Here is a 20,941-nt window from a genome sequence, read left to right as displayed (position 1 = left end):
AGTCCCGACAACAGGAAGCGACCATGACCGCACCGCGAGTGGAAAAATTACGCCAGTTTATTCAAGACCTTGATGCCCTGCATCGCGAGTTTGCCGACGAGACGGCCCTGCTCGACGCCGTAGCTCTGCGCCTGGCCGCGCTGGTGAAAAAAGATGACTGGCTGCCGGAAGAGTACACCCTGCCGCATCCCCATCACTATCAGCAGTACCTGCTGCATGTTGACTCCGGACAGCGTTTCTCTATCGTCAGCTTCGTCTGGGGACCGGGGCAATCGACGCCGATTCACGACCATCGGGTGTGGGGCGCCATCGGCATGCTGCGCGGCGCGGAGGAGAATCAGCGCTACCGCCTGGACGAGCGCGGCCTGCCGGTGGTTAGCGGCGTTGCCGAACGCCTCTCCCCCGGCGAAGTGGAAAAAGTCTCTTCCCGCGACGGCGATATTCACCGGGTGAGCAACGCCCTGGCGGACCGGGTCTCGATCAGTATCCACGTTTACGGCGGCAATATCGGCGGCGTCAGGCGCGCGGTATATACCCCGGAAGGCCTCGTCAAACCTTTTGTCTCCGGTTACTCCAACCGCCACTTACCCAATATCTGGGATCTCTCAAAGGATAATTAATATGCCCACCTGTTCTTATCGTCCGGCCGCGCAGCTGCGCCAGGCTCTGCTTGACGGCGCGGAGCTGGCGCTGATCGATGTTCGCGAAGAGGCCGACTTTGCCCGCAGCCATCCGCTGTTTGCCGCCAATCTGCCGCTCAGCAAGCTGGAGCTGGACATTTTTCGGCGCGTACCGCGCCTGACGACGCCGATTACCGTCTATGACGGCGGCGAAGGCCTGGCGGAGCGGGCCGTTGAACGCCTGCAGAGCTGGGGCTACGAAGATGTCGCCCTGCTGGAAGGCGGCCTGTCGGGCTGGCAGCGCAGCGGCGGGGAACTGTTTCAGGACGTCAATTCGCCGAGCAAAGCGTTCGGCGAGCTGGTGGAGAGCGAGCGGCATACCCCTTCGCTGAGCGCCGGGGAAGTGAAAGCGCTGCTCGATAGCTCACAGGAGGTGGTGGTGGTCGATGCGCGCCGTTTCGATGAGTATCAAACCATGAATATTCCCGGCAGCATCAGCGTGCCCGGCGGGGAGTTGGCGCTGCGCATTGAGGGGCTGGTTCCATCATCGCAGGCGACGGTGATCGTCAACTGCGCCGGGCGCACGCGCAGCATTATCGGCACGCAGTCGCTGCGCAATGCCGGTTTGCCCAATCCGGTCTATGCGCTACGCAATGGCACCATCGGCTGGACCTTAGCCGGGTTTGACCTTGAGCGCGGCCAGCAGCGGCGCTATGACGCCGATTTTCGCGCCCCAGCCGAACGCGCGGCGACGGTGAGACAGGTAGCGGAGCGCGCCGGAGTCGCCTTTATCGATAGCCCCACCCTCCAGCGCTGGCTGCGGCAGCCCGCACGCACCACCTATCTGTTCGACGTCCGGAGTCCGGAAGAGTACGCCGCGGGCCATCTGCCACAGAGCGTCAGCGCGCCCGGCGGGCAGCTGGTGCAGGAGACCGACCATTTCGCCAGCGTGCGCGGGGCGCGTATTGTGCTGGTTGCCGATGACGAGATTCGCGCGCCGATAACGGCGTCCTGGCTGGCGCAGATGGGCTGGGAGGTGGCGGTCTTGCGCGATGCGCGCGCGGAAGATTTTAGCGAGCGCGGAACCCCAGCGGGCCGCGTACCGCCGGGTTCGCAGGTGGAGGAGATCTCTGCGCCGCAGCTGGCGCAACAGCTGCGAGAACCGGGGACCGTAGTGCTAGATTTCACCACCAGCGCCAACTATGTCGCCCGGCACATTCCCGGCGCTTACTGGCTAATACGTTCGCAGCTGCGCCAGGCGCTGGAGGTTATCCCTTCAGCCGAACGTTACGTTGTCACCTGCGGCAGCAGCCTGCTGGCCCGCTACGCGGCGCCTGAGGTGGCGGCGTTAACCGGTAAACCGGTGCGGCTGCTGAGCGGCGGCACCCTGGCGTGGATTGACGCCGGGCTGGCGCTGGAGCACGGCGAGACGCATCTGGCGACGCCGCGCAGCGATCGCTATCAACGCCCGTATGAAGGCACCGATAACTCCCCCGCGGCAATGCAGGCCTACCTCGACTGGGAGTTCGGCCTGGTTGAACAGCTCAAGCGCGATGACACGCACGGGTTTACGGTGTTGTAAATTCCCCCGCTCGCGCTGCGCTTAGCGGGGCTACGAGTCCACCGACATCTGCGATCCGGTCGCCTGGGCAGGTACACAGCATCGCCACCGGGAAATACCCTCACTCCCGGGGGCGGCGCAAAGCGCCTACCCGGGCTACAAGCCCACCGCCATCTACGATCCGCTAGCCCGGGCAAGTTGCGGCGTTATCGCTGACCGCCAGGTTTCCGGGGCGGTATCAATAATGCCCCAGCGCTCTTGACGCTTATCGCCGTCCATTACCTTTGCCGTTGGCGCAAAAACCGTATTCCGTTAGCGGGAGACCGAACCGCGATGGTCGCCCGCACGTAGTTTGAGACCCGCCGGGAACGCTTGCAGCGGATGCTGTTCCACTTTGCTTGTCTGATAGTAGGTTTCGCCTGTCCAGCCGGCAGCTTCAGCGACGGAGCCCAGTAGGCGGAGCTATCGGCTTTGTTATCGCAGGTGGTTTCCGGGAGGTCTGATAGCCAACGACCGCCGATGTTACACATCATCAAACATCATTTCGTCTCATCAGGCTCGCGCATGATCCATGAATACTGAAATGACTTCGGCGCCGGAAAATGCGTACGCCGGCGAAACGACCCCAGCAGTTGGGGCGTACAGTAGGTACAGCTCCCCAGCCACTCCATATTTTCATCCGGCACGCCCGCCCCGCGCAGCAGGAGACGCGCAAAGGCCCGCAGATCGAACCAAAAATTGTCGTCACCGCTCGCTTTCGCCTGTTGTCCCACGGACGCCGCCTGCTGGGGCAGGAAAAGCTGTTGCCGATGGCGTTTCGCCAGTTCGCCGGCGGGCATCGCCAGCAGCGCCGGGTAGAAGTCGCCAGTGACTTCATAGCAGCAGGCATGAATATGCGGCCCGCTCACCACCACCAGATCTTGCGGGTCGACGTGATAACGCTGAAACAGCGCAAGGCTATTTTCGATAATCCCGCTGGCCGCGCCGCGCCAGCCTGCGTGCACGCTGCAGACATAGCGCCCGTCGCGCGACGCCATCAGCAGCGGCAGGCAGTCGGCGGTCACCACGCCCACCTTCTGCCCGCTGACGGCGGTAAACATCGCATCGGCGTGGGGTCGCTCCACCTGCGGCGCGCGATACTCATGCACGATATTGCCGTGAACCAGTTTAACCGGCGCCATTTCGCTATAGGGAAAGGCGGCGGTTTCATGCACGTCGAGGAAGGCGTAGCGGATGCCGGGGATATCGCTTAATAAACGGGAGGTAAAAGACATGATGCCCGGAAGAATCAGTGGATGATGATTTAACGTATGCCAAAGTGGAGAGATGCGCAAGGCGGCTCCCCGGCTCGCGCTACGCTTAGCCGGGCTACAAGCAACAAGCTTCTGCGGGCCGGTAGCCCGGGCAAGGCGCGGGTTTACCGCGCCGCCCCCGGGAATAAACGAAAATGCTCAGGCCAGCGCGGCGCGCTTTTGGCGGTTCATCAGCCAGAACACCGCTACGCCTGCCAGCAAAATGCCGGGCGCGGAAGCTGCCATCACGCCAACCGTGCCGGTGCCCAACGCCAGCATTTTGCCCGCCAGCAGCGGGCCGCTCATCGCGCCGAGACGACCGATCGCCACCGCCGTCCCCACGCCGGTGGCGCGAATTTCGGTGCGATAGAACAGCGGAGCCAGCGCGTAAAGCACGCTCTGCCCGCCGGTGGCAAACAGCCCGGCGACGAAGCCGGAAAAGAGCATCGCGGCGAGCGAGGTCGCGGTGCCCAGCGCCAGCAGCGACGCCAGCATACCGCTGTAGATCAGCAGCGACATCCATAGCGGGCTGAGCTTATCCATCAGCGCCCCCAGCAGCAGCGTGCCGCAGGCGGCGCCAAACTGCAGGACAAACATCACCCCCGCCGCCTCGCTGGCGCTGAATCCCTGGCCGACTAACAGCATCGGCAGCCAGTTGATCAGCATATAGACCACCAGCAGCGTGAAGAAGTAGCACAGCCACAGCAGCAGCGTGGCGGTAGCGTTGCCCGGCGCGAGAAGCGCGCGTAGCGGCACGCCCTGCGCGCTGCGCTGAAAAACCGGCGATTCAGGCAGCCAGCGCAGCAGCAACGGCACCAGCAGCAGCGGAACGATACCGCCGACCCAGAATACCGTTTGCCAGGCGGCGGCGAGGCCGAAAAAGCCCAGCGCCGCCGCCAGCGCCGCGCCAATGGGCACGCCGCAGTACATCAGGCTGACCGCCCTGCCGCGAAAGCGTGGACCAGCGGCCTCGGAGGTGAGCGCAATCAGATTCGGCAGCGCCGCGCCCAGCCCGACGCCGGTCAGCAGTCGCGCCAGCAGCAGCGTCGGATAGTTCCACGCCAGCGCGGTGGCGATCGAGAACAGGCCGAAGAGCAGCACCGAGCCCAGCAGAATACGCTTGCGGCCGTAGCGATCCGCCAGCATGCCGCCCGCCAGCGCGCCGGGCAGCAGGCCGAGGATCCCGGCGCTGAAAATCCAGCCCATCTGCATTTTATCCAGCGCGAACGCCTGCGCCATGCCCACGGCGGCAATCCCCGCCGCCTGCAGATCCAGCCCTTCCATCAGGGCCACCATAAAACAGAGCCCGACGGTTACCATCTGGCGCGAATTGCTTGCAGTCGTTGTTTGGGTCATAGGGTACCTTTGCGATATCCGGACAAGCGGAGCAGGTGCATGGCGGCTGATACGTTGCCAGCCGCGCGTTGCTTTTATTTTTTACGCTTAAGCAGATCCAGCGCGACGTCGACGATCATATCTTCCTGACCGCCCACCATCCGCCGCTTGCCGAGTTCGACGAGAATATCCACCGCGCTCAGGCCGTAGCGCCCGGCGGCCGCTTCGCTGTGGCGCAGAAAGCTGGAGTAAACCCCGGCGTAGCCCAGCGCCAGGGTTTCGCGGTCAACCCGCACCGGGCGATCCTGCAGCGGGCGCACCAGCTCATCGGCGGCGTTCATCAGCGCATACAGATCGGTACCGTGATTCCAGCCGAGCTTGTCGGCGGCGGCGATAAACACCTCCAGCGGCGCGTTGCCCGCCCCGGCCCCCATTCCCGCCAGGCTGGCGTCGATACGGTCGCAGCCCTCTTCCACCGCGGCGATCGAGTTGGCGACGCCGAGGCTCAGATTATGGTGCGCGTGCATCCCGGTGGCGGTTTCCGGCTTCAGCACCGCCTTGAGGGCGCGAAAGCGATCGCGGATATCGCGCATATTCATCGCCCCCCCGGAATCGACCACGTAGATACAGGTCGCGCCGTAGGACTCCATCTTCAGCGCCTGCTGCGCCAGCTGCTCCGGGGCTGTCATATGGCTCATCATCAGAAAGCCGACGGTGTCCATGCCCAGCTCGCGGGCGAAGGCGATATGCTGCGCCGAGACATCCGCCTCGGTGCAGTGGGTCGCCACCCGCACCACCCGCGCCCCGGCCTGATAGGCGTTTTTCAGATCGTGCAACGTGCCAATGCCGGGCAACAATAAGGTGGCGATTTTCGCCTGGCTGACCGACTCCGCCGCCGCTTCAATCCACTCCAGGTCGCTGTGCGCGCCGAAGCCGTAGTTAAAGCTGGAGCCCTGCAGCCCGTCGCCGTGGGCCACTTCTATCGAATCAACGCCCGCGCTGTCCAGCGCGCGGGCAATCTGGCGCACATTGTCGAGCGAGTACTGATGGCGAATCGCGTGCATTCCGTCGCGTAGGGTCACGTCCGAGATATAGAGTTTTTTACCGTTCATGCTGCTTCTCCCGCCGCGTCGTTCATCGCCTGGGCCATTTTCTCCGCCGTCGCCAGCGCCGCCGACGTCATAATATCGAGGTTGCCCGCGTAGGCTGGCAGATAGTGCGCCGCCCCTTCGACCTCAAGGTAAACCGCCGTTTTCAGGCCGGAGAAGCGGCCGACGCCCGGCAGGTTTACCGGTTTATCTTCCGGGATCACCTCAAACTGCACCTGCTGCTTCAGGCGATACCCCGGCACATAAGCCTGCACCGCCGCCGCCATCTCGGCGATCGAAGCGGCAATGTCCTGCTGTGATGCCGCTTCGCTCAGAACATAAACGGTATCGCGCATCATCAGCGGCGGTTCCGCCGGGTTCAGCACGATAATCGCTTTGCCTTTCGCCGCCCCGCCGACTTTCTCGATGGCCTGCGAGGTGGTCTCGGTGAACTCATCTATATTGGCGCGCGTCCCCGGCCCGGCGGATTTGCTGGCAATCGAGGCGATGATCTCCGCATAGTACACTTTTGCCACCCGGGAGACCGCCGCCACCATCGGGATCGTCGCCTGGCCGCCGCAGGTGACCATATTGACGTTACCCTCCGCAAGGTTGGCCTCGAGGTTGACCACCGGCACACAGTACGGGCCGATGGCCGCCGGGGTCAGGTCGATCACCCGGATCCCCGGTTTAGCTTCGCGCAGCGCGGCGTCGTTTTTCACATGCGCCCCGGCGCTGGTGGCATCAAAAACAAAATCGATATCGGCGAATTCGGCCATCTGCATCAGGCCGCCCACCCCCTGGTGCGTGGTGGCGACGCCCATGCGCCGGGCGCGGGCCAGGCCGTCGGATTCCGGGTCGATGCCGACCATTACCGCCATTTCCAGATGCTGCCCGTGGCGCAGAATTTTGATCATTAAATCGGTGCCGATATTACCGGAGCCGATAATGGCGACTTTACGTTTACTCATCACTCTCTTCCTCTTTGGCGACAAAGGTCGCCGCCACTGAACCTAAACCGTCGATATGGGCGGCAAAGCGATCGCCGGCGTTAATCGCCACCATCGGGCCTAATGCCCCGGTGAGCACGATATCGCCCGCCCGCAGCGGCTCGCCGAGGCTGGCCATTTTGCGCGCCAGCCACACCGCCGCGTTCAGCGGATGACCGAGACATTCGCTGCCCCGCCCGCTGGAGACCTCTTCCTCGTTACGGGTCATGCGCATCGCGCAGTTTTTCAGGTCCAGCCCGTCCGGGCGCCGCGCCGGGCTGCCCAGCACGTAAACGCCGCAGGAGGCGTTATCGGCGACCGTATCGACGAAGCCAATCGACCAGTCGCGAATACGGCTGCCGACCACTTCCAGCGCCGGCAGTACCCAGTCGATGGCGGCGTACAGCTCATCAAAGGTGGTATCGGCATGCGGCAGATCGCGCTTCAGCAGCAGGGCGATTTCGGCCTCCACCTTCGGCTGCAGCACCCGGGAGAACGGGACCTCGGCGTTATCGCCGTAGCACATATCGGCAAACAGGGTGCCGAAGTCCGGCTGATCAACGCCCAACTGCTGCTGCACTTTCGGGTGGGTCAGTCCCACCTTGCGCCCCACCACCCGGCGGCCGTTCGCCACGTGGTGCTGCACGTTCATCCGCTGGATGGCGTAGGCCGCTTCCGCATTGTCAACGCCGAGCGTATCGCGCAGCGGTTCAATGGCCTGGCCGCGCGTTTCGGCATCGCGCAGCCGCTGCGCCAGTTGTTCAAGAGATAAAGTTGTCATCAGGATTCCTCAGGGACGCCCCAGAAAATCGAGCACCAGCTGGTTAAAGCTCTCCGCGTGCTCCCACTGGGCCCAGTGGCCGCAGTCGCGATAGATATGCAGCTCGGAACCGTTAATGCCCGCCAGCAGGCGCAGCCCGGCGTCCATCGGTACAAAGCGATCGTTACGCCCCCAGACGATCAGGGTCTGCGCGCGGATTTCGCCGAGACGCGGGCTAAAATCCGGGAACTGCTTCGGGTTGGCTTCCAGGCTTTTGACGAAGTTATCCAGATGCTCCCGGCGCGACAGCATATTGTTGAGGCGCGCTGCAAACAGCGCGTCGGTCAAATCGCGGGTATCGAAGACAAAGATATTCATCATCTTTTTCAGGTTTTCGATGGTCGGCTCACGGTACAGGCCGTTCAGCAGCTTGATGCCTTCCGTCGGCATCGGCGTAAATAGGCTCATGCCGCCGGTTCCGCCGCCCATCAGCACCAGTTTGCCGACGCGCTCCGGCCAGGTCAGGGTGAAAGCCACCGCGCTGTGGCCGCCCATCGAGTTGCCCAGCAGATGTACTTTGCTGATATCCAGCTGGTCGACGACGCTTTTCAGCACCCGGGCATTCAGGTCGGAACGCGAGCCGCTATTGACGATTGAATCGCTTTTTCCCCAGCCGGGGCAGTCCAGCAAAATGACCCGGTAGCCCGCCTCCACCAGCGGGTCGATATTGCGGCTAAAGTTGGCCCAGCCGGTGGCGCCAGGACCTGAACCGTGCAGCAGGACCACGGTTTCATCCCCCTGCCCGCAGTCGTTAAAATGGATGCGTAATGTCTCTCCGTTCTCCTCAACGTTGAGGAAACGGCTGGTGGCGGCTTCGGTTTGCGGTTGGTAGCTCATCATCTTCTCCCGTTAATTCAGTTCTGCGCGGCGGCGCTCAGCGAGCCAAACCCGGCAATCCACTCGGGGATTGGTCGGTAATAGCGACCTTCGCAGCGCCAGCGGCCAAATGCGGATAGCGCGGCAAATGCGGCCACCCAGGTTTTAATTTCGTGCGTTGATTTCCCGGCCATCGCCGACAGCTCTTCGTTACTGATGGCGTCCAGCTCCGTCAGCCGCCCCTGCTCCAGCAGGCTCATAAAGCGGTTATCCCAGACCGGGTTGAGCGGATAGAGCGAGTGCTGGTCCTCGATAAACCGTTTCGCCGCGCTAATCACCCGCTGCTGGCGCAGTTCACGCTCGTCCGGCGGCAGCTGCCTGCCGCTGCCCAGCAGCCGGTCGCGCATAGGGGCATCGGCCTTCGCCAGCTCCGGTACCGGCGGCTGATGCGACAGGCCGCCGGAGCCGAGAATTAATACCCGCTTATTGAGGGTGGTCAGAAAGCGGCCGATGGCTTCGCCCAGCATGCGGGTACGCTGAAAGCCCGGCAGCGGCGAGGCGACGCCGTTGATAAACACCGGCAGAACCGGCAGCCTGTCGAGCCCGCCGAGCAGGAACTCCAGCGGCTGCGCAAAGCCGTGGTCCACCTGCATGCAGTAGGAAACCGCCAGATCGATACCGTCCTTGATCACCGCGTGGGCGCAGGCCTCCGCCAGCGCCGTCGGCACCGGCAAAACGCCGCTGGCGCTGCTGAAGTCGCCGATAGAGGTCGCCCCGATGCCTAAACAAAACGGTGGCATCACATCGTAGAAAAAGCCGTTGTAGTGATCGGGGGCAAACAGCACCACCAGCTCCGGGTCGAAGGCGGCAATGCGCGCCCGCGCGTCGGCGATGGTGCCGTTCACTTCGTCCAGCACCGCCTGTTCCGGGTCAACGTAGCCCACCAGCGGGGTATGCGAGAGGCAATGAAGATACGCGTTCATATCAGGCCACCTGTTCAATCGTCGTTGCCGCCTGCGCGGAGGCCGCCAGCCGCATCTTGCTTGCCAGCGCGTCGAGCTTTTTGCTCAGGGTTTGCGGGATGGCCACGGTGGCGACAAAGCGGTCCGGACGCACCACGGCGATGGCGGTATCGTGCTGCGCGAACCAGCTTTTCAGGCGGTTTTGCGTATCGCCAAGGCGGATGACGCCGGGTACGTTGTCCTGATCGCAATGAATCTGCACCTCCGGCACCACCTGGATAAACCGCACGCCGACGGCGCGCCAGCGGGCTATCTGCTCGTCGTTAAGCCCCCATAGCGGGTTGCAGCCCCAGGCGATGATGGCAAAGTTCGCGCCAATCACCTCATCCAGCAGCGTCACCTGACCGTCCTCCAGCGTGACCTTCGGCTGGATAAACATTTTGCCTACCGGGGACGTTTTGCCTTCGCCTTCCACCAGCAGCGCGCCTTCGCGATACTGCGGCATCGGCTTGAAGCGCATTTCAAGGAAGTAGCGTTTGACCGGCGGCAGATAGTTGAGCAGCCACGAAATGCCGTCGCGCACCGTGCCGTGCCAGCGTTTCGGCGGCGCCAGCACGTTGCCAGCGGTCACCGACAGGTCGATCATCGCTTTGGCGTGATCGCGCCGCTCCTGCTGGTAGCTGTCGAGCAGCGCTTCGCCAGCTTTGCCGTTCACCACCAGCGCCAGCTTCCACGCCAGGTTAAAGGCGTCGCGCATGCCGCTGTTATAGCCTTGCCCCTGCCACACCGGCATGATGTGCGCGGCGTCGCCCGCCAGCAGCACGCGATCGACGCGAAAGCGTTCGGCGATACGCGCGTTATGGGTGTAGACGCGCTGGCGGATCGGTTCGACGTTGTCCGGGTCCGGCAGCACCTTGCTCAGCAGCTGGCGCATCTTGTGCGGCTCGCTGAGCTGGGCCTCGGTTTCGCCGGGCATCACCATAAATTCAAAGCGCCGTACCCCGTGCGGCAGCGCGGCTGACACGTACGGGCGCACCGGATCGCAGCACAGATAGACGTGCGGCGTCGCCAGCGGGTCGTTGGCAATATCGATAACAATCCACTGATTCGACGCGGTTTTCCCTTCGAAGGGGATATTGAGCGTGCAGCGAATCAGGCTCGCTCCACCGTCGCAGGCCACCAGCCAGTCGGCGCGTACGGTTTCATGTTCGCCAGCGCTGCCTTTGAGATTTAACGTGACGTTGTCACCATTCTGGCTAAAAGCCTCCACTTCACGGGAAAACAGGCAACGCACGTTGGGGAAGCGGCTCAGGCCTGCGTACAGCACCCCATCAACCTGCGGCTGAATAAACGCGTTACGCCGCGACCAGCCAAACTCGTCGGTCATCGGCTGGATATCGGCAAAGCAGCGCCCTTTCGGCGTCATGAAGCGCATCGCGTGCCACGGCGTGGTGTGCGGCAACACCTTGTCTACCAGCCCCACCGCCTGCATTGCCCGCAGCGACTCATCGTCAATACCGATGGCGCGGGGATAGTCGATCAGCGACTCGAGCTTCTCAATCAGCAGGACGCTCACGCCCATTTGCCCGAGGTAGTTGGCGATCGCCAGGCCCACCGGACCGGCGCCGACAATCGCAACCTGGGCGGTGTGCTGTACGGCCGGTTGAATATCAGGATTAGATGTTGTCATTTTCAAAACCTCACGCTTCGGACGCATTACCAACATTGCAGAAAAATCAACGCGGTAATTTGTTAACTAAATGTGAATTTATTTTTATAGTGAGGTCAGTATAGGGGCGGTGATTTGCGCTACAATCAAAACATCACCTAACGTGCACCAGGTGCACATCATTGTTTAATTTGATGTTTATTGAGGCAGTATGGACCAAGATGCGTCGGCGGATTACAAAACGGTACGCGGTTTAAGCCGCGGCTTATTGTTATTAAATTTGTTAAATAAATTCGACGGAGGCGCGACGGTTGGCACCCTGGCCGAGTTTAGCGGCCTGCACCGCACCACCGTCAGGCGGCTACTGGAAACGCTACAGGATGAGGGATATGTGCGCCGCAGCCGCTCCGATGACAGCTTCCGATTGACGATTAAAGTGCGTCAGTTAAGTGAGGGATTTCGTGACGAACATTGGATTTCTGCCCTCGCCACGCCGCTGCTTGGCGAGCTGTTGCGGGAGGTTTTATGGCCTACCGATATCACGACTCTCGACGTCGATGCGATGGTCGTGCGCGAAACTACCCACCGCTTCAGCCGCCTCTCCTTCCACCGGGCGATGGTCGGCCGCCGACTGCCGCTGCTGCTGACCGCCTCCGGATTAACCTGGCTGGCCTTCGCCCCGGAGCATGAACGAAGCCCGATCGTTGAGATGCTGGCCGCCCGGCCGGAAGCGGAGTATCAGCTGGCGCGCGAGCCGGAGAAGCTGGCCGCCATCCTCGAACGCACCCGGCAAAACGGCTACGGTGAAAACTTTCGCGGCTGGCAGCAGGAGGAGAAAATCGCCTCCATTGCCGTCCCCATTCGCCGCCAGCTGCGGGTTATCGGCTGCCTGAACCTGGTGTATATGGCCCAGGCCATGACTATCGACCAGGCGGCGCAAAAGTACCTCGCCTCGTTGCAAAAGGTCGCCGGTCAGATTGAGGAACGGATGTCCGATGAAGAGGTTTTTTACGGATAGGCTGGTTCTGAAAGGAACCCAGGCCTGGCAGATATCTCCGGCAGGCCTGGCGCAGTTCCGGCTTCAGTAGCGAATTTCCGCCAGCTCGCGCAGCTGTTCCGGCGTCGCCACCGGCAGATTGAAGAAACGAAGGTAAGCGGGGATCATCTCAAACAGCATGTCGGTGCCGCGCTGTATGGGGCAGCCCGCCGCCCGCGCCGCCTGCAATAACGGGGTGAATTCCTGGGCCATGACCACTTCGCCGACAAAGGTGCCCGGCGTCAGGCGCTGCGGATCTAACGGCAGCGGATCGCCCTCTTTCATCCCCAGCGGCGTGGCGTTGACCACCAGATCGTGCCCCTGCGGATCGCGCCGCATCAGCGTAATATCCAGCCGAGGATAGTGCTGAAGCAGACGCCCGGCCAGCGCTTCAGCCGTCCGCGAACGGACGTCGTACAACGTCAGCGCGCTGACGCCCGCCGCCGCCAGCGAAGCGGCAATAGCCGAGCCGACGCCGCCGCTGCCCACCACCAGCGCCCGCGCCCCTCGCGTCTGGAAACCTTTACGTTTAATACCGAGGACAAAGCCTTCGCCGTCAAACATATCGCCGCTCAGCGTACCGTCGGCTTCGGCACGAATCGCGTTGCACGCCCCCGCTATCGCCGCCGTCGGGCTCAGACGCTGCACCAGCCCGCAGGTGGCGATTTTGTGCGGCATGGTGACCAGCGCGCCAATAATATTGGTCATCTTAAACAGCATCGGCACAAAGGCGGCATAATCCTCAGGCTTCACGCCCATCGGCACCACTTTGGCGTCAACCTGCTGATGAACCAGCCACGGGTTGTAAATCATCGGCGCTTTAAACTTCGCGGTCGGGTAGCCAAGATGCGCTATCAGCCGCGTATTTCCACTAATCACCATTTGCTGCTCCTTTTGCTACTGCGCTACTGCGCTACTGCGAAAGTTCGATACGTTTAACATCGCCGAGAATAAACAGATAGGCCGCTACGCCCAGCAGCGCGGCGCCGCCGATATAAATCAGCGCGTAAAAGAAGTTGCCGGAGGCCGCAACGATAAAACCGATAATCAGCGGCGTCAGGATCCCGGCAAGGTTAGCGCAGAAGTTAAACAGGCCGCCGGTCAGTCCGCCAAGGCCCTTCGGCGCGATATCGGAGATTAACGTCCAGCCCAGTCCAACCATCCCCTGACCAAAGAAGGCGAACGACATCACCAGGATCACCGCCAGATCGCTGGTCAGCCAGTTGGCGGCGATAATGGTGCTCGCCATCAGCAGACCGGCGATAATCGGCAGCTTACGCCCGAGGTTTGCCGAGCCGGTGGCCTTCAGCAGCTTATCCGAGACCCAGCCGCCGAACATGACGCCGCCCGCCGCCGCGAGAAACGGCATGATGGCGAAGAAGCCGACTTTGATCCACGGCATATGGCGCTCGGTGGCCAGATAGGTCGGGAACCAGGTGAGGAAGAAGACCAGCACCGTATTACCGGCGAACTGCCCGATGCTGGCGCCGAGGATCTGCCGTTTAGCCAGCAGCTGGCGAACCAGCGGCCAGCTAAAGGCGGTATGCTGCTCCGCGCCGGTGGACATTCCGCCACCGTTGATAATGTGCTCGCGCTCCAGCTGATTGAGATGTTTATCCTCATGCGGCTCGCGGTAGCAGCGCCACCACACCAGCGCAAACAACACCCCGGCGGCGCCGACGCTAATAAACAGCGCTCGCCAGCCGAAGCTGCCCATTATCCAGAACAGCAGCGGCGCAAAGCAGGCCAGCCCGAGATATTCGCCGACGGTATAGACCGCCGTCGCCTTGGCGCGCTCCTGCTGCGGAAACCAGGCGCTCACTACCCGGCTGTTTACCGGGAAACAGGGTGCTTCGCTGACGCCGAGGCCAAAGCGGCACAGCAGCAGACTTTTCAGGCCAACCGCCATGCCGTGGAACAGGGTGAATAACGACCACAGGGTCAGCGCCAGAAAATAGGTGACTTTATTACCAAAGCGGTCAAGGAAGATGCCGCCGGGGATCTGCGCCAGCGCGTAGGTCCAGGCGAAGGCGGAGAATACGATGCCCATCATCGCGGCATCAATCCCCAGCTCTGCGGTCAGCTGCGGCGCGGCGATACCCAGCACCGTGCGGTCGAGATAGTTGATCATGGTGCCGACCGCCAGCAGCGCAAGGATACCGATACGCCGCCGGGAAGGCCGCGCGCCGGACGCGGAGGCCGCCGTCGTCTGATTATGGCTATAAGAGTTCATAGTCGTTTCCTGTCATAGGGTACAGCCGGATGTTGTTATTGTGTTTGCGACGTTGGGTTGTGAACCATCTGCTACATTACTAGGTGTACTGCATTGCTGACAAGCGTACAGCTGCATTTACAGCACCATAAAGTGCGTAACCGTTGCGCCGCTCGGTCAATTCAAAGAAAAAGCGTCCGGCAGAAAATGGGCGGGTATAAAGATGCAGGAACTCCCCGCCGTCTCCATCGCGGTCATAAAGAATCTGATGATTCTTCAAAAGGTTAACCTGAGCGTCTTCGCCAAAACGGGCCAGCAGATCGTCATAATAGTTCGCCGGGATGGGCAGCGCCTCGACCGCAATCTGCGGCAGGCTGGCGAGCGTGGCGGGTAAATCGCGGCAGGCAAACGCCGCGTGCTGTAAACCGGCGCCCTGATAACAGGCGACCGAACGGGCAATTTGCGTGGCGCGGCTTTGCGAAATATTGAGCGCGAGGCGAATGTCGCCCTGCGGACTGCGTACCGCCAGGCTGCGCACCAGCCCGTACGGATCGGGTAGCGTTTGTTCATGCTCGAGGATAAAGCCGAAAACGCTGCGGAAAAAAATGATCCAGTTATCGCGGCTGTCCGCTTCCATGCCGAGAGCCAGATGATCGATACCCTGATAATCGTCGCGCGGCGTGAGGTTCGCGCGCAGATGAAAATCGCGGGTATAGATGTCATCCCCCACCTCAATCAGATAAATAAGGCTGCCGTCCGGCGCGCAAACCGCCGGGATCGGGCTTTCATTCGGCCCGGCATCGCCCTGCCAGGTGGCGTAGCCGTATGCGCGGGCGCGTTCCACGATCGCCGCGCTCTGACTGACGCGCAGCGCCATGGCGCAGAGGGAAACCCCGTGACGCTGGTGAAAATGGTCGGCCCAGCTGTGCGGCTGGGCGTTGACTACCACCCGCGCCCCGCCGTTGCGCCAGAGGGAGACCCGTTTTGAGCGATGGCTCCCCTCCTCGGCAAAGCCGAGCTGCGCCAGCCTTTGTCCGAGCTCGCCCGCCTGCGCCGGCGCGGTGGCAAACTCGATAAACTCCAGCCCGGCGTAGAGGGGCAGTTCAACGGGAGCAAAAAGCGGCGCCCGGCTTTCCGGTAGCCGCTGACGGACCTGCTCTTCCAGCCACAGCAGCGAGCGATAGCCATCTTTCGCCGTCGCGCCGTTGGGCGACGCCCGGAAGCTGTCGTTGAAAATTTCCAGCGACCAGGGACCGCGATAGCCGCAGCGGGTAAGATCGCAGGCAAAATCCACCAGCGGCAGCTGCCCCTGAGCGGGAAAGCAGCGGAAGTGCCGGCTCCACTCCAGAATATCCATTTTCATCAGCGGCGCATCGGCCATCTGCACAAAGGTGATTTTCTCCGGCGGTACTTCCCCTAGCCGCTGCAGCGTGTCGCCGCGCGCCAGCACGTGGAAGCTATCGAGCACAATGCCCAGCGCCGGACTGTTGACGCTTTTGACCCGTGACCAGGCCTGATGCCAACGGTTGACGTGGGTGCCCCAGGCCAGCGCCTCGTAGCCGATGCGGATTTGTTCCTGCTCCGCCAGTTCAGCCAGGGCGCGCAAATCCGCGATCTGCAGCTCGACGTCGGCGGAACAGTCCGGCTGAACGTTGCTGCACAGCAGCATAGTGTCGCAGCCCAACTCATGCATAAGCGCAAATTTGCGCCTGGCGCGTTCCATATTGACGGCGAACTGGCTGCGGCTGGCGCCTTCAAAATCACGAAACGGTTGAAAAAGCGTGATTTTTAGCCCTAAATCTGCCGCCAGGTGGCGGATATCAGCCGGGGTACCGGTATAATAGAGCAGATCGTTTTCGAAGATTTCGACGCCCTGATAGCCTGCCGCCGCGATGGCATGGAGCTTTTCGGGTAAGGTACCGGAGATCGAGACGGTGGCGATGGAGCGCAACATAGTGTCCTCGGGTCATTGGCTGAGGTAATGACCTGAATATGTATCATTTGGTTCAATCGCGCCATGATTGGTTGCTAAATTGTGATCAATATGTGTATTTTTTGCATCTCAAGAAAAGGAGCCGTTATGTCCGTCGTTGCTCATGATGAAGCGCAGTCTCTGAAAGAGCGGATCTTCGCCGCCGCCATTACCGTTTTCGCCGAGCATGGACTGTCGGGGGCGCGGATGGAGCAAATCGCCACCGAAGCGCAGACCACCAAACGCATGGTGGTCTATTACTTCAAGACCAAAGAGCAGCTTTATCAGGCCGTGCTGCAGCACGTCTACGCAAGGATCCGCGAAACCGAGCAGCAGCTTGGGCTGGAAAACGTGCCGCCGGTCGAGGCGCTGGTGCAGCTGGTGAAGTGGAGCGTGCGCTATCACGCCACCCACGCCGACTATATGCGGGTCATCTGTATGGAAAACATGCAGCGCGGGAAGTGGCTGAAAAGCTCGGGCCAGCTGAAACCGCTAAACCGCACCGCCCTGTCGATTCTGGAAGATATTCTTCAGCGCGGTCAGCGACAAGGCGTGTTTCAGGCGGGGCTGGAAGCGCGCGATGTGCATCGATTGATCAGCAGCTTTAGCTTCTATCAGGTGTCGAACTTTTATACCTTTAGCAGCCTGTACCTGGACGATCCGATGCCGGCGATCGATGATGAGGCCATGGTCGCCCACCACTGCGATATTGCGGTAAAAGCGGTGATCCGCTTCGTGATTTCCTGAAGCGCGCGGGTAGTGCCCGGAGGCGTCTAGCTTCCGGAAAGCGCGTGGACCACCTTCTCCATCGCTTCCTGCGTCAGGGCGGAACGTTTGACCTTTGGGTTCGCGAGGGCGGTACGCACCACGCCGGCGATAACGATATGCTTCGGCTCCTGGCCCAGGTCGCGCATCTCCAGCACGACTTTACCGACCACCCGGCACATTTCCTGATACAACGCCTCATCTTTGGCTGTGTTTCCCATCGTATTCCGCTCTCAAATTTTCATTATCAATCAAATCATTATTGATATATTTCCCGCTTAAAGCAAACCAGCGCGCCGTTTTCGCCTCAGAGACCGATTTTCCCGGCCAAACTTGTGAATAAACCCGCGTTTCCACCCTCTTTATCTTGTCAGGTGATGAAAAAATGTGTTGCGCATAAGCATAGGATTAGTTTGCATTTTGTTAAGTATGTAACTATAGAAATGAAACATGGTTTTCATTTTCTTTTTTGGATTGGGCAACGTATAATGCCCAACAAATTCTTATTGAATGGTTTCAGCGCATTGGATTGCATGACTAAACGCATAACACGTTGCCTCTTTTCATGGGCTGAACCGCCAGCACACATTCTTCTGCACGCTCTTTTGTTGTCACCTATCCTTAGAGCGTGGCATAGCAACTTTCGTAATACAGGTTTAACTCTGCGGCAGTGCGCCCACGGAGTCAGATTCCCCATCCCTATCCTTCACAACTTAAAGATTAAACTGTCATGAAAAAGACCAAAATTGTTTGCACCATCGGTCCGAAAACCGAATCCGAAGAGATGTTGACCAAAATGCTGGACGCGGGCATGAACGTTATGCGTCTGAACTTCTCTCACGGTGACTATGCGGAACACGGTCAGCGCATCCAGAATCTGCGCAATGTGATGAGTAAAACCGGTAAGAAAGCGGCAATCCTGCTGGACACCAAAGGTCCGGAAATCCGTACCATTAAGCTGGAAGGCGGCAACGACGTCTCCCTGAAAGCAGGCCAGACCTTCACCTTCACCACCGATAAATCCGTTGTCGGTAATAACGAAATCGTTGCGGTGACCTATGAAGGCTTCACCAGCGACCTGAGCGTTGGCAACACGGTACTGGTTGACGATGGTCTGATCGGTATGGAAGTGACCGCTATCGAAGGCAACAAAGTTGTTTGTAAAGTGCTGAACAACGGCGACCTCGGCGAGAACAAAGGCGTTAACCTGCCGGGCGTATCTATCGCGCTGCCGGCGCTGGCTGAAAAAGACAAACAGGACCTGATCTTCGGTTGCGAACAGGGCGTTGACTTTGTTGCGGCATCCTTTATCCGTAAGCGTTCTGACGTTGTTGAAATCCGTGAGCACCTGAAAGCCCACGGCGGCGAGAAGATCCAGATCATCTCCAAAATCGAAAACCAGGAAGGCCTGAACAACTTCGACGAAATCCTCGAAGCCTCTGACGGCATCATGGTAGCCCGTGGCGACCTGGGCGTTGAAATCCCGGTTGAAGAAGTTATCTTCGCGCAGAAGATGATGATCGAGAAATGTATCCGCGCGCGTAAAGTCGTTATCACCGCGACCCAGATGCTGGATTCCATGATCAAAAACCCGCGTCCGACCCGTGCGGAAGCAGGCGACGTGGCCAACGCCATCCTCGACGGCACCGACGCAGTTATGCTGTCCGGCGAATCCGCGAAAGGTAAATACCCGCTGGAAGCGGTCACCATCATGGCGACCATCTGCGAACGTACCGACCGCGTCATGACCAGCCGTCTTGAGTACAACAACGACAACCGTAAGCTGCGCATCACCGAAGCGGTGTGCCGCGGTGCGGTAGAAACGGCTGAAAAACTGGAAGCGCCGCTGATCGTTGTGGCAACCCAGGGCGGTAAATCCGCGCGCGCCGTACGTAAATACTTCCCGGATGCCACTATCCTGGCGCTGACCACCAACGAAACCACCGCGCGTCAGCTGGTGCTGAGCAAAGGCGTTGTGGCACAGCTGGTTGAAGATATCTCCTCTACCGATGCGTTCTACATCCAGGGTAAAGAACTGGCGCTGCAGAGCGGTCTGGCGCGTAAAGGCGACGTGGTTGTTATGGTTTCCGGCGCGTTAGTCCCGAGCGGAACCACCAATACCGCTTCCGTGCACGTGCTGTAATAATTTACAGGTTAATTAGTATTTCCTTTAAAAGCGCCTCTCGGGGCGCTTTTTTTTATTCCGGCACTAGCCGCTATTAATAAAAATGCAAATCGGAATTTACTATTTAACGCGAGATTATCTAAGATGAATCCGATGGAAGCGCGCTGTTTTCACTCGCCTTTTTAAAGTTACGTGATGATTTCGATGCTTCTTTGAGCGAACGATCAAAAATAAGCGTATTCAGGTAAAAAAATATTCTCATCACAAAAAAGTTTGTGTAATACTTGTAACGCTACATGGAGATTAACTCAATCTAGAGGGTATTAATAATGAATCGTACTAAACTGGTACTGGGCGCGGTAATCCTGGGTTCTACTCTGCTGGCTGGTTGCTCCAGCAATGCTAAAATCGATCAGCTGTCTTCTGACGTTCAGACTCTGAACGCTAAAGTTGACCAGCTGAGCAACGACGTGAACGCAATGCGTTCCGACGTTCAGGCTGCTAAAGATGACGCAGCTCGCGCTAACCAGCGTCTGGACAACGCAGCTACTAAATACCGTAAGTAATAGTATCTGTGTAATAAAAATGGCGCACATTGTGCGCCATTTTTTTTGTCTTCCGCATCCCCGCCTACTGCACGCTTTTCGCTTCATCCAGCGGCGTATTCTGTACCGACAGGCCCGACGCGGCGCTTTCACCCGCGGAGATCGCCACCGGATAGCCTGCTCGTCTGGTCAGCGCGCGTTTAAGCTGCGCCTCGTCAACCGCTTTATCCCCCGCAAACTGATGAAACTCCGCCGGAAGCGTATAGGCCATGGTCTGCGCGTTGCTGCTCTCATCCGGCGTCAGCGGGCGATGAACTTCAACATAGCGCTTACCGTCCGGCTCCACGGCGAATTTGACCGGCTGGTTGATTATCCGCACCGGGGTGCCGCTTTTCACCTGATTGAATAACGCCTGGATGTCCGCCGCGTTCATGCGCATGCAGCCGGAGCTTACGCGCAGACCGACGCTGTCCGGCGCGCTGGTGCCATGAATAAGATATTCACCGTTGCCGTACGCCAGACGCAGCGCATAGCGACCTAGCGGGTTATTCGGCCCTGCGGGCACCACCGGCGGCAGTTTAATCCCCTTCTCCAGCGAGCGGGCGCGGATGCCCGCCGTCGGCGTCCAGGTGGGGTTCGGGATTTTCTGCCCGATACGGGTGGTCATCTCCGGCGTCTCCAGCCCCTGCTGACCAATCCCCAGGGGATAAACCTGCACCTGATTCATTCCCGGCGGGAAGTAGTAGAGGCGCAGTTCCGCCAGGTTGACGACGATGCCCTCACGCGGCACGTCCGGTAGCAGCATCTGCGAGGGTATCAGCACCTGTGTACCCGGTTTAGGCTGCACCGGCGCAATGGTATCGTTCGCTTCGAGGATCAGCATCGCCGCCGTATCAAAACGACGGGCAATCGCCTGCAGGTTGCGGTCGCCCTCCTGTACCGTCCAGAACTGGTTCTCACCAATCAGACGACTATTGGCAGGAGGAAGGGGGTAATCAACGGCCCAGGCTGCGTGTGACGCGCTGAGGGCGCTCAGAAGAGCCAGGGTGATAAGAGAAGCGCGTTTCATACTGAGATTCCTTCTTTCGCTGATAAAACGCCAAGCCTGTTATGCACGACGGGAGGCTAGCCTCC

Annotated in this window: 19 protein-coding genes and 1 pseudogene; 6 read left to right on the top strand and 14 right to left on the bottom strand. The window is 60.3% G+C overall.

From position 1 onward, the window contains the following. Positions 1-23 precede the first annotated feature (23 nt). Positions 24-620, top strand: coding sequence for a cysteine dioxygenase (locus GUC22_RS10990; RefSeq protein WP_049088724.1), 597 nt, complete (start codon positions 24-26; stop codon positions 618-620). Between the two features lies 1 nt (position 621). Beyond that, the gene (locus tag GUC22_RS10985; protein WP_160183511.1) at positions 622-2,202 is read left to right on the top strand and encodes a rhodanese homology domain-containing protein; all 1,581 of its coding nucleotides are present in this window, start codon (positions 622-624) and stop codon (positions 2,200-2,202) included. A gap of 259 nt (positions 2,203-2,461) precedes the next feature. On the opposite strand, the pseudogene GUC22_RS27415 reads toward GUC22_RS10985, so the two are convergent. The 9 genes and pseudogenes from GUC22_RS27415 to GUC22_RS10940 form a co-directional block, all read right to left on the bottom strand. Then, positions 2,462-2,714 (bottom strand): annotated as a pseudogene (locus tag GUC22_RS27415) (DUF1996 domain-containing protein); the annotation flags it as partial. A 6-nt stretch (positions 2,715-2,720) separates the two neighbouring features. After that, complete coding sequence (locus GUC22_RS10975; protein WP_101868162.1) at positions 2,721-3,455, bottom strand: polyphenol oxidase family protein; 735 nt, start codon at positions 3,453-3,455, stop codon at positions 2,721-2,723. Between the two features lie 177 nt (positions 3,456-3,632). Then, positions 3,633-4,829 carry a 3-(3-hydroxy-phenyl)propionate transporter MhpT gene (gene mhpT, locus GUC22_RS10970; RefSeq protein ID WP_160183510.1) on the bottom strand — a complete coding sequence of 399 codons (1,197 nt, stop codon included), beginning with the start codon at positions 4,827-4,829 and terminating at the stop codon, positions 3,633-3,635. Positions 4,830-4,903: 74 nt separating this feature from the next. After that, positions 4,904-5,920: a 4-hydroxy-2-oxovalerate aldolase gene (gene mhpE / locus GUC22_RS10965; RefSeq protein WP_024357910.1), complete on the bottom strand. Its 1,017-nt coding sequence runs from the start codon at positions 5,918-5,920 to the stop codon at positions 4,904-4,906. Next, a complete protein-coding gene (mhpF, locus tag GUC22_RS10960; RefSeq protein ID WP_064342822.1) occupies positions 5,917-6,867 on the bottom strand; it encodes an acetaldehyde dehydrogenase in 951 nt (316 codons plus the stop codon). The genes mhpE and mhpF overlap by 4 nt, the downstream gene beginning before the upstream one ends. Next, positions 6,860-7,666, bottom strand: a complete 807-nt coding sequence (mhpD, locus tag GUC22_RS10955; protein ID WP_024357908.1) for a 2-keto-4-pentenoate hydratase — start codon at positions 7,664-7,666, stop codon at positions 6,860-6,862. The genes mhpF and mhpD overlap by 8 nt, the downstream gene beginning before the upstream one ends. Before the next feature lie 9 nt (positions 7,667-7,675). Next, positions 7,676-8,542 (bottom strand): 2-hydroxy-6-oxonona-2,4-dienedioate hydrolase, encoded by an 867-nt coding sequence (mhpC, locus tag GUC22_RS10950; protein WP_064342823.1) that lies wholly within the window; start codon positions 8,540-8,542, stop codon positions 7,676-7,678. A gap of 17 nt (positions 8,543-8,559) precedes the next feature. After that, on the bottom strand, positions 8,560-9,504 hold the full coding sequence (mhpB, locus tag GUC22_RS10945; protein WP_004132396.1) for a 2,3-dihydroxyphenylpropionate/2,3-dihydroxicinnamic acid 1,2-dioxygenase: 945 nt from the start codon (positions 9,502-9,504) through the stop codon (positions 8,560-8,562). 1 nt (position 9,505) lies between these two features. Further along, a complete protein-coding gene (locus GUC22_RS10940) occupies positions 9,506-11,173 on the bottom strand; it encodes a bifunctional 3-(3-hydroxy-phenyl)propionate/3-hydroxycinnamic acid hydroxylase (RefSeq protein ID WP_160183509.1) in 1,668 nt (555 codons plus the stop codon). A 190-nt stretch (positions 11,174-11,363) separates the two neighbouring features. On the opposite strand from GUC22_RS10940, the gene GUC22_RS10935 reads away from it, so the two are divergent. Further along, complete coding sequence (locus GUC22_RS10935; protein WP_049088730.1) at positions 11,364-12,170, top strand: DNA-binding transcriptional regulator; 807 nt, start codon at positions 11,364-11,366, stop codon at positions 12,168-12,170. A gap of 63 nt (positions 12,171-12,233) precedes the next feature. On the opposite strand, the gene GUC22_RS10930 is transcribed toward GUC22_RS10935, so the two are convergent. From GUC22_RS10930 to GUC22_RS10920, 3 genes are all read right to left on the bottom strand, one after another. After that, entirely contained in the window at positions 12,234-13,070 is an 837-nt protein-coding gene (locus GUC22_RS10930) for a shikimate dehydrogenase family protein (protein ID WP_064342825.1), read from the bottom strand. 31 nt (positions 13,071-13,101) lie between these two features. Continuing rightward, complete coding sequence (locus GUC22_RS10925; protein ID WP_024357903.1) at positions 13,102-14,421, bottom strand: MFS transporter; 1,320 nt, start codon at positions 14,419-14,421, stop codon at positions 13,102-13,104. 79 nt (positions 14,422-14,500) lie between these two features. Then, a complete protein-coding gene (locus GUC22_RS10920; protein WP_154948035.1) occupies positions 14,501-16,354 on the bottom strand; it encodes a bifunctional sugar phosphate isomerase/epimerase/4-hydroxyphenylpyruvate dioxygenase family protein in 1,854 nt (617 codons plus the stop codon). A 126-nt stretch (positions 16,355-16,480) separates the two neighbouring features. On the opposite strand from GUC22_RS10920, the gene GUC22_RS10915 reads away from it, so the two are divergent. Then, the gene (locus GUC22_RS10915) at positions 16,481-17,119 is read left to right on the top strand and encodes a TetR/AcrR family transcriptional regulator (RefSeq protein ID WP_004132404.1); all 639 of its coding nucleotides are present in this window, start codon (positions 16,481-16,483) and stop codon (positions 17,117-17,119) included. A gap of 26 nt (positions 17,120-17,145) precedes the next feature. On the opposite strand, the gene fumD is transcribed toward GUC22_RS10915, so the two are convergent. Then, positions 17,146-17,358 carry a fumarate hydratase FumD gene (gene fumD, locus GUC22_RS10910; protein WP_004132406.1) on the bottom strand — a complete coding sequence of 71 codons (213 nt, stop codon included), beginning with the start codon at positions 17,356-17,358 and terminating at the stop codon, positions 17,146-17,148. Positions 17,359-17,867: 509 nt separating this feature from the next. On the opposite strand from fumD, the gene pykF reads away from it, so the two are divergent. Together pykF and lpp are read left to right on the top strand one after the other, a co-directional pair. Continuing rightward, positions 17,868-19,280 carry a pyruvate kinase PykF gene (pykF, locus tag GUC22_RS10905; RefSeq protein ID WP_004119183.1) on the top strand — a complete coding sequence of 471 codons (1,413 nt, stop codon included), beginning with the start codon at positions 17,868-17,870 and terminating at the stop codon, positions 19,278-19,280. A 311-nt stretch (positions 19,281-19,591) separates the two neighbouring features. Beyond that, entirely contained in the window at positions 19,592-19,828 is a 237-nt protein-coding gene (gene lpp / locus GUC22_RS10900) for a murein lipoprotein Lpp (RefSeq protein WP_003029373.1), read from the top strand. A gap of 64 nt (positions 19,829-19,892) precedes the next feature. On the opposite strand, the gene ldtE is transcribed toward lpp, so the two are convergent. Further along, the gene (ldtE, locus tag GUC22_RS10895) at positions 19,893-20,876 is read right to left on the bottom strand and encodes a L,D-transpeptidase LdtE (RefSeq protein ID WP_049086017.1); all 984 of its coding nucleotides are present in this window, start codon (positions 20,874-20,876) and stop codon (positions 19,893-19,895) included. Between the last annotated feature and the right edge of the window lie 65 nt (positions 20,877-20,941).

Source organism: Klebsiella sp. MPUS7 (assembly GCF_009905335.1).
GTDB lineage: Bacteria > Pseudomonadota > Gammaproteobacteria > Enterobacterales > Enterobacteriaceae > Klebsiella > Klebsiella grimontii.
This window is presented reverse-complemented; position numbering and strand designations above follow the sequence as displayed.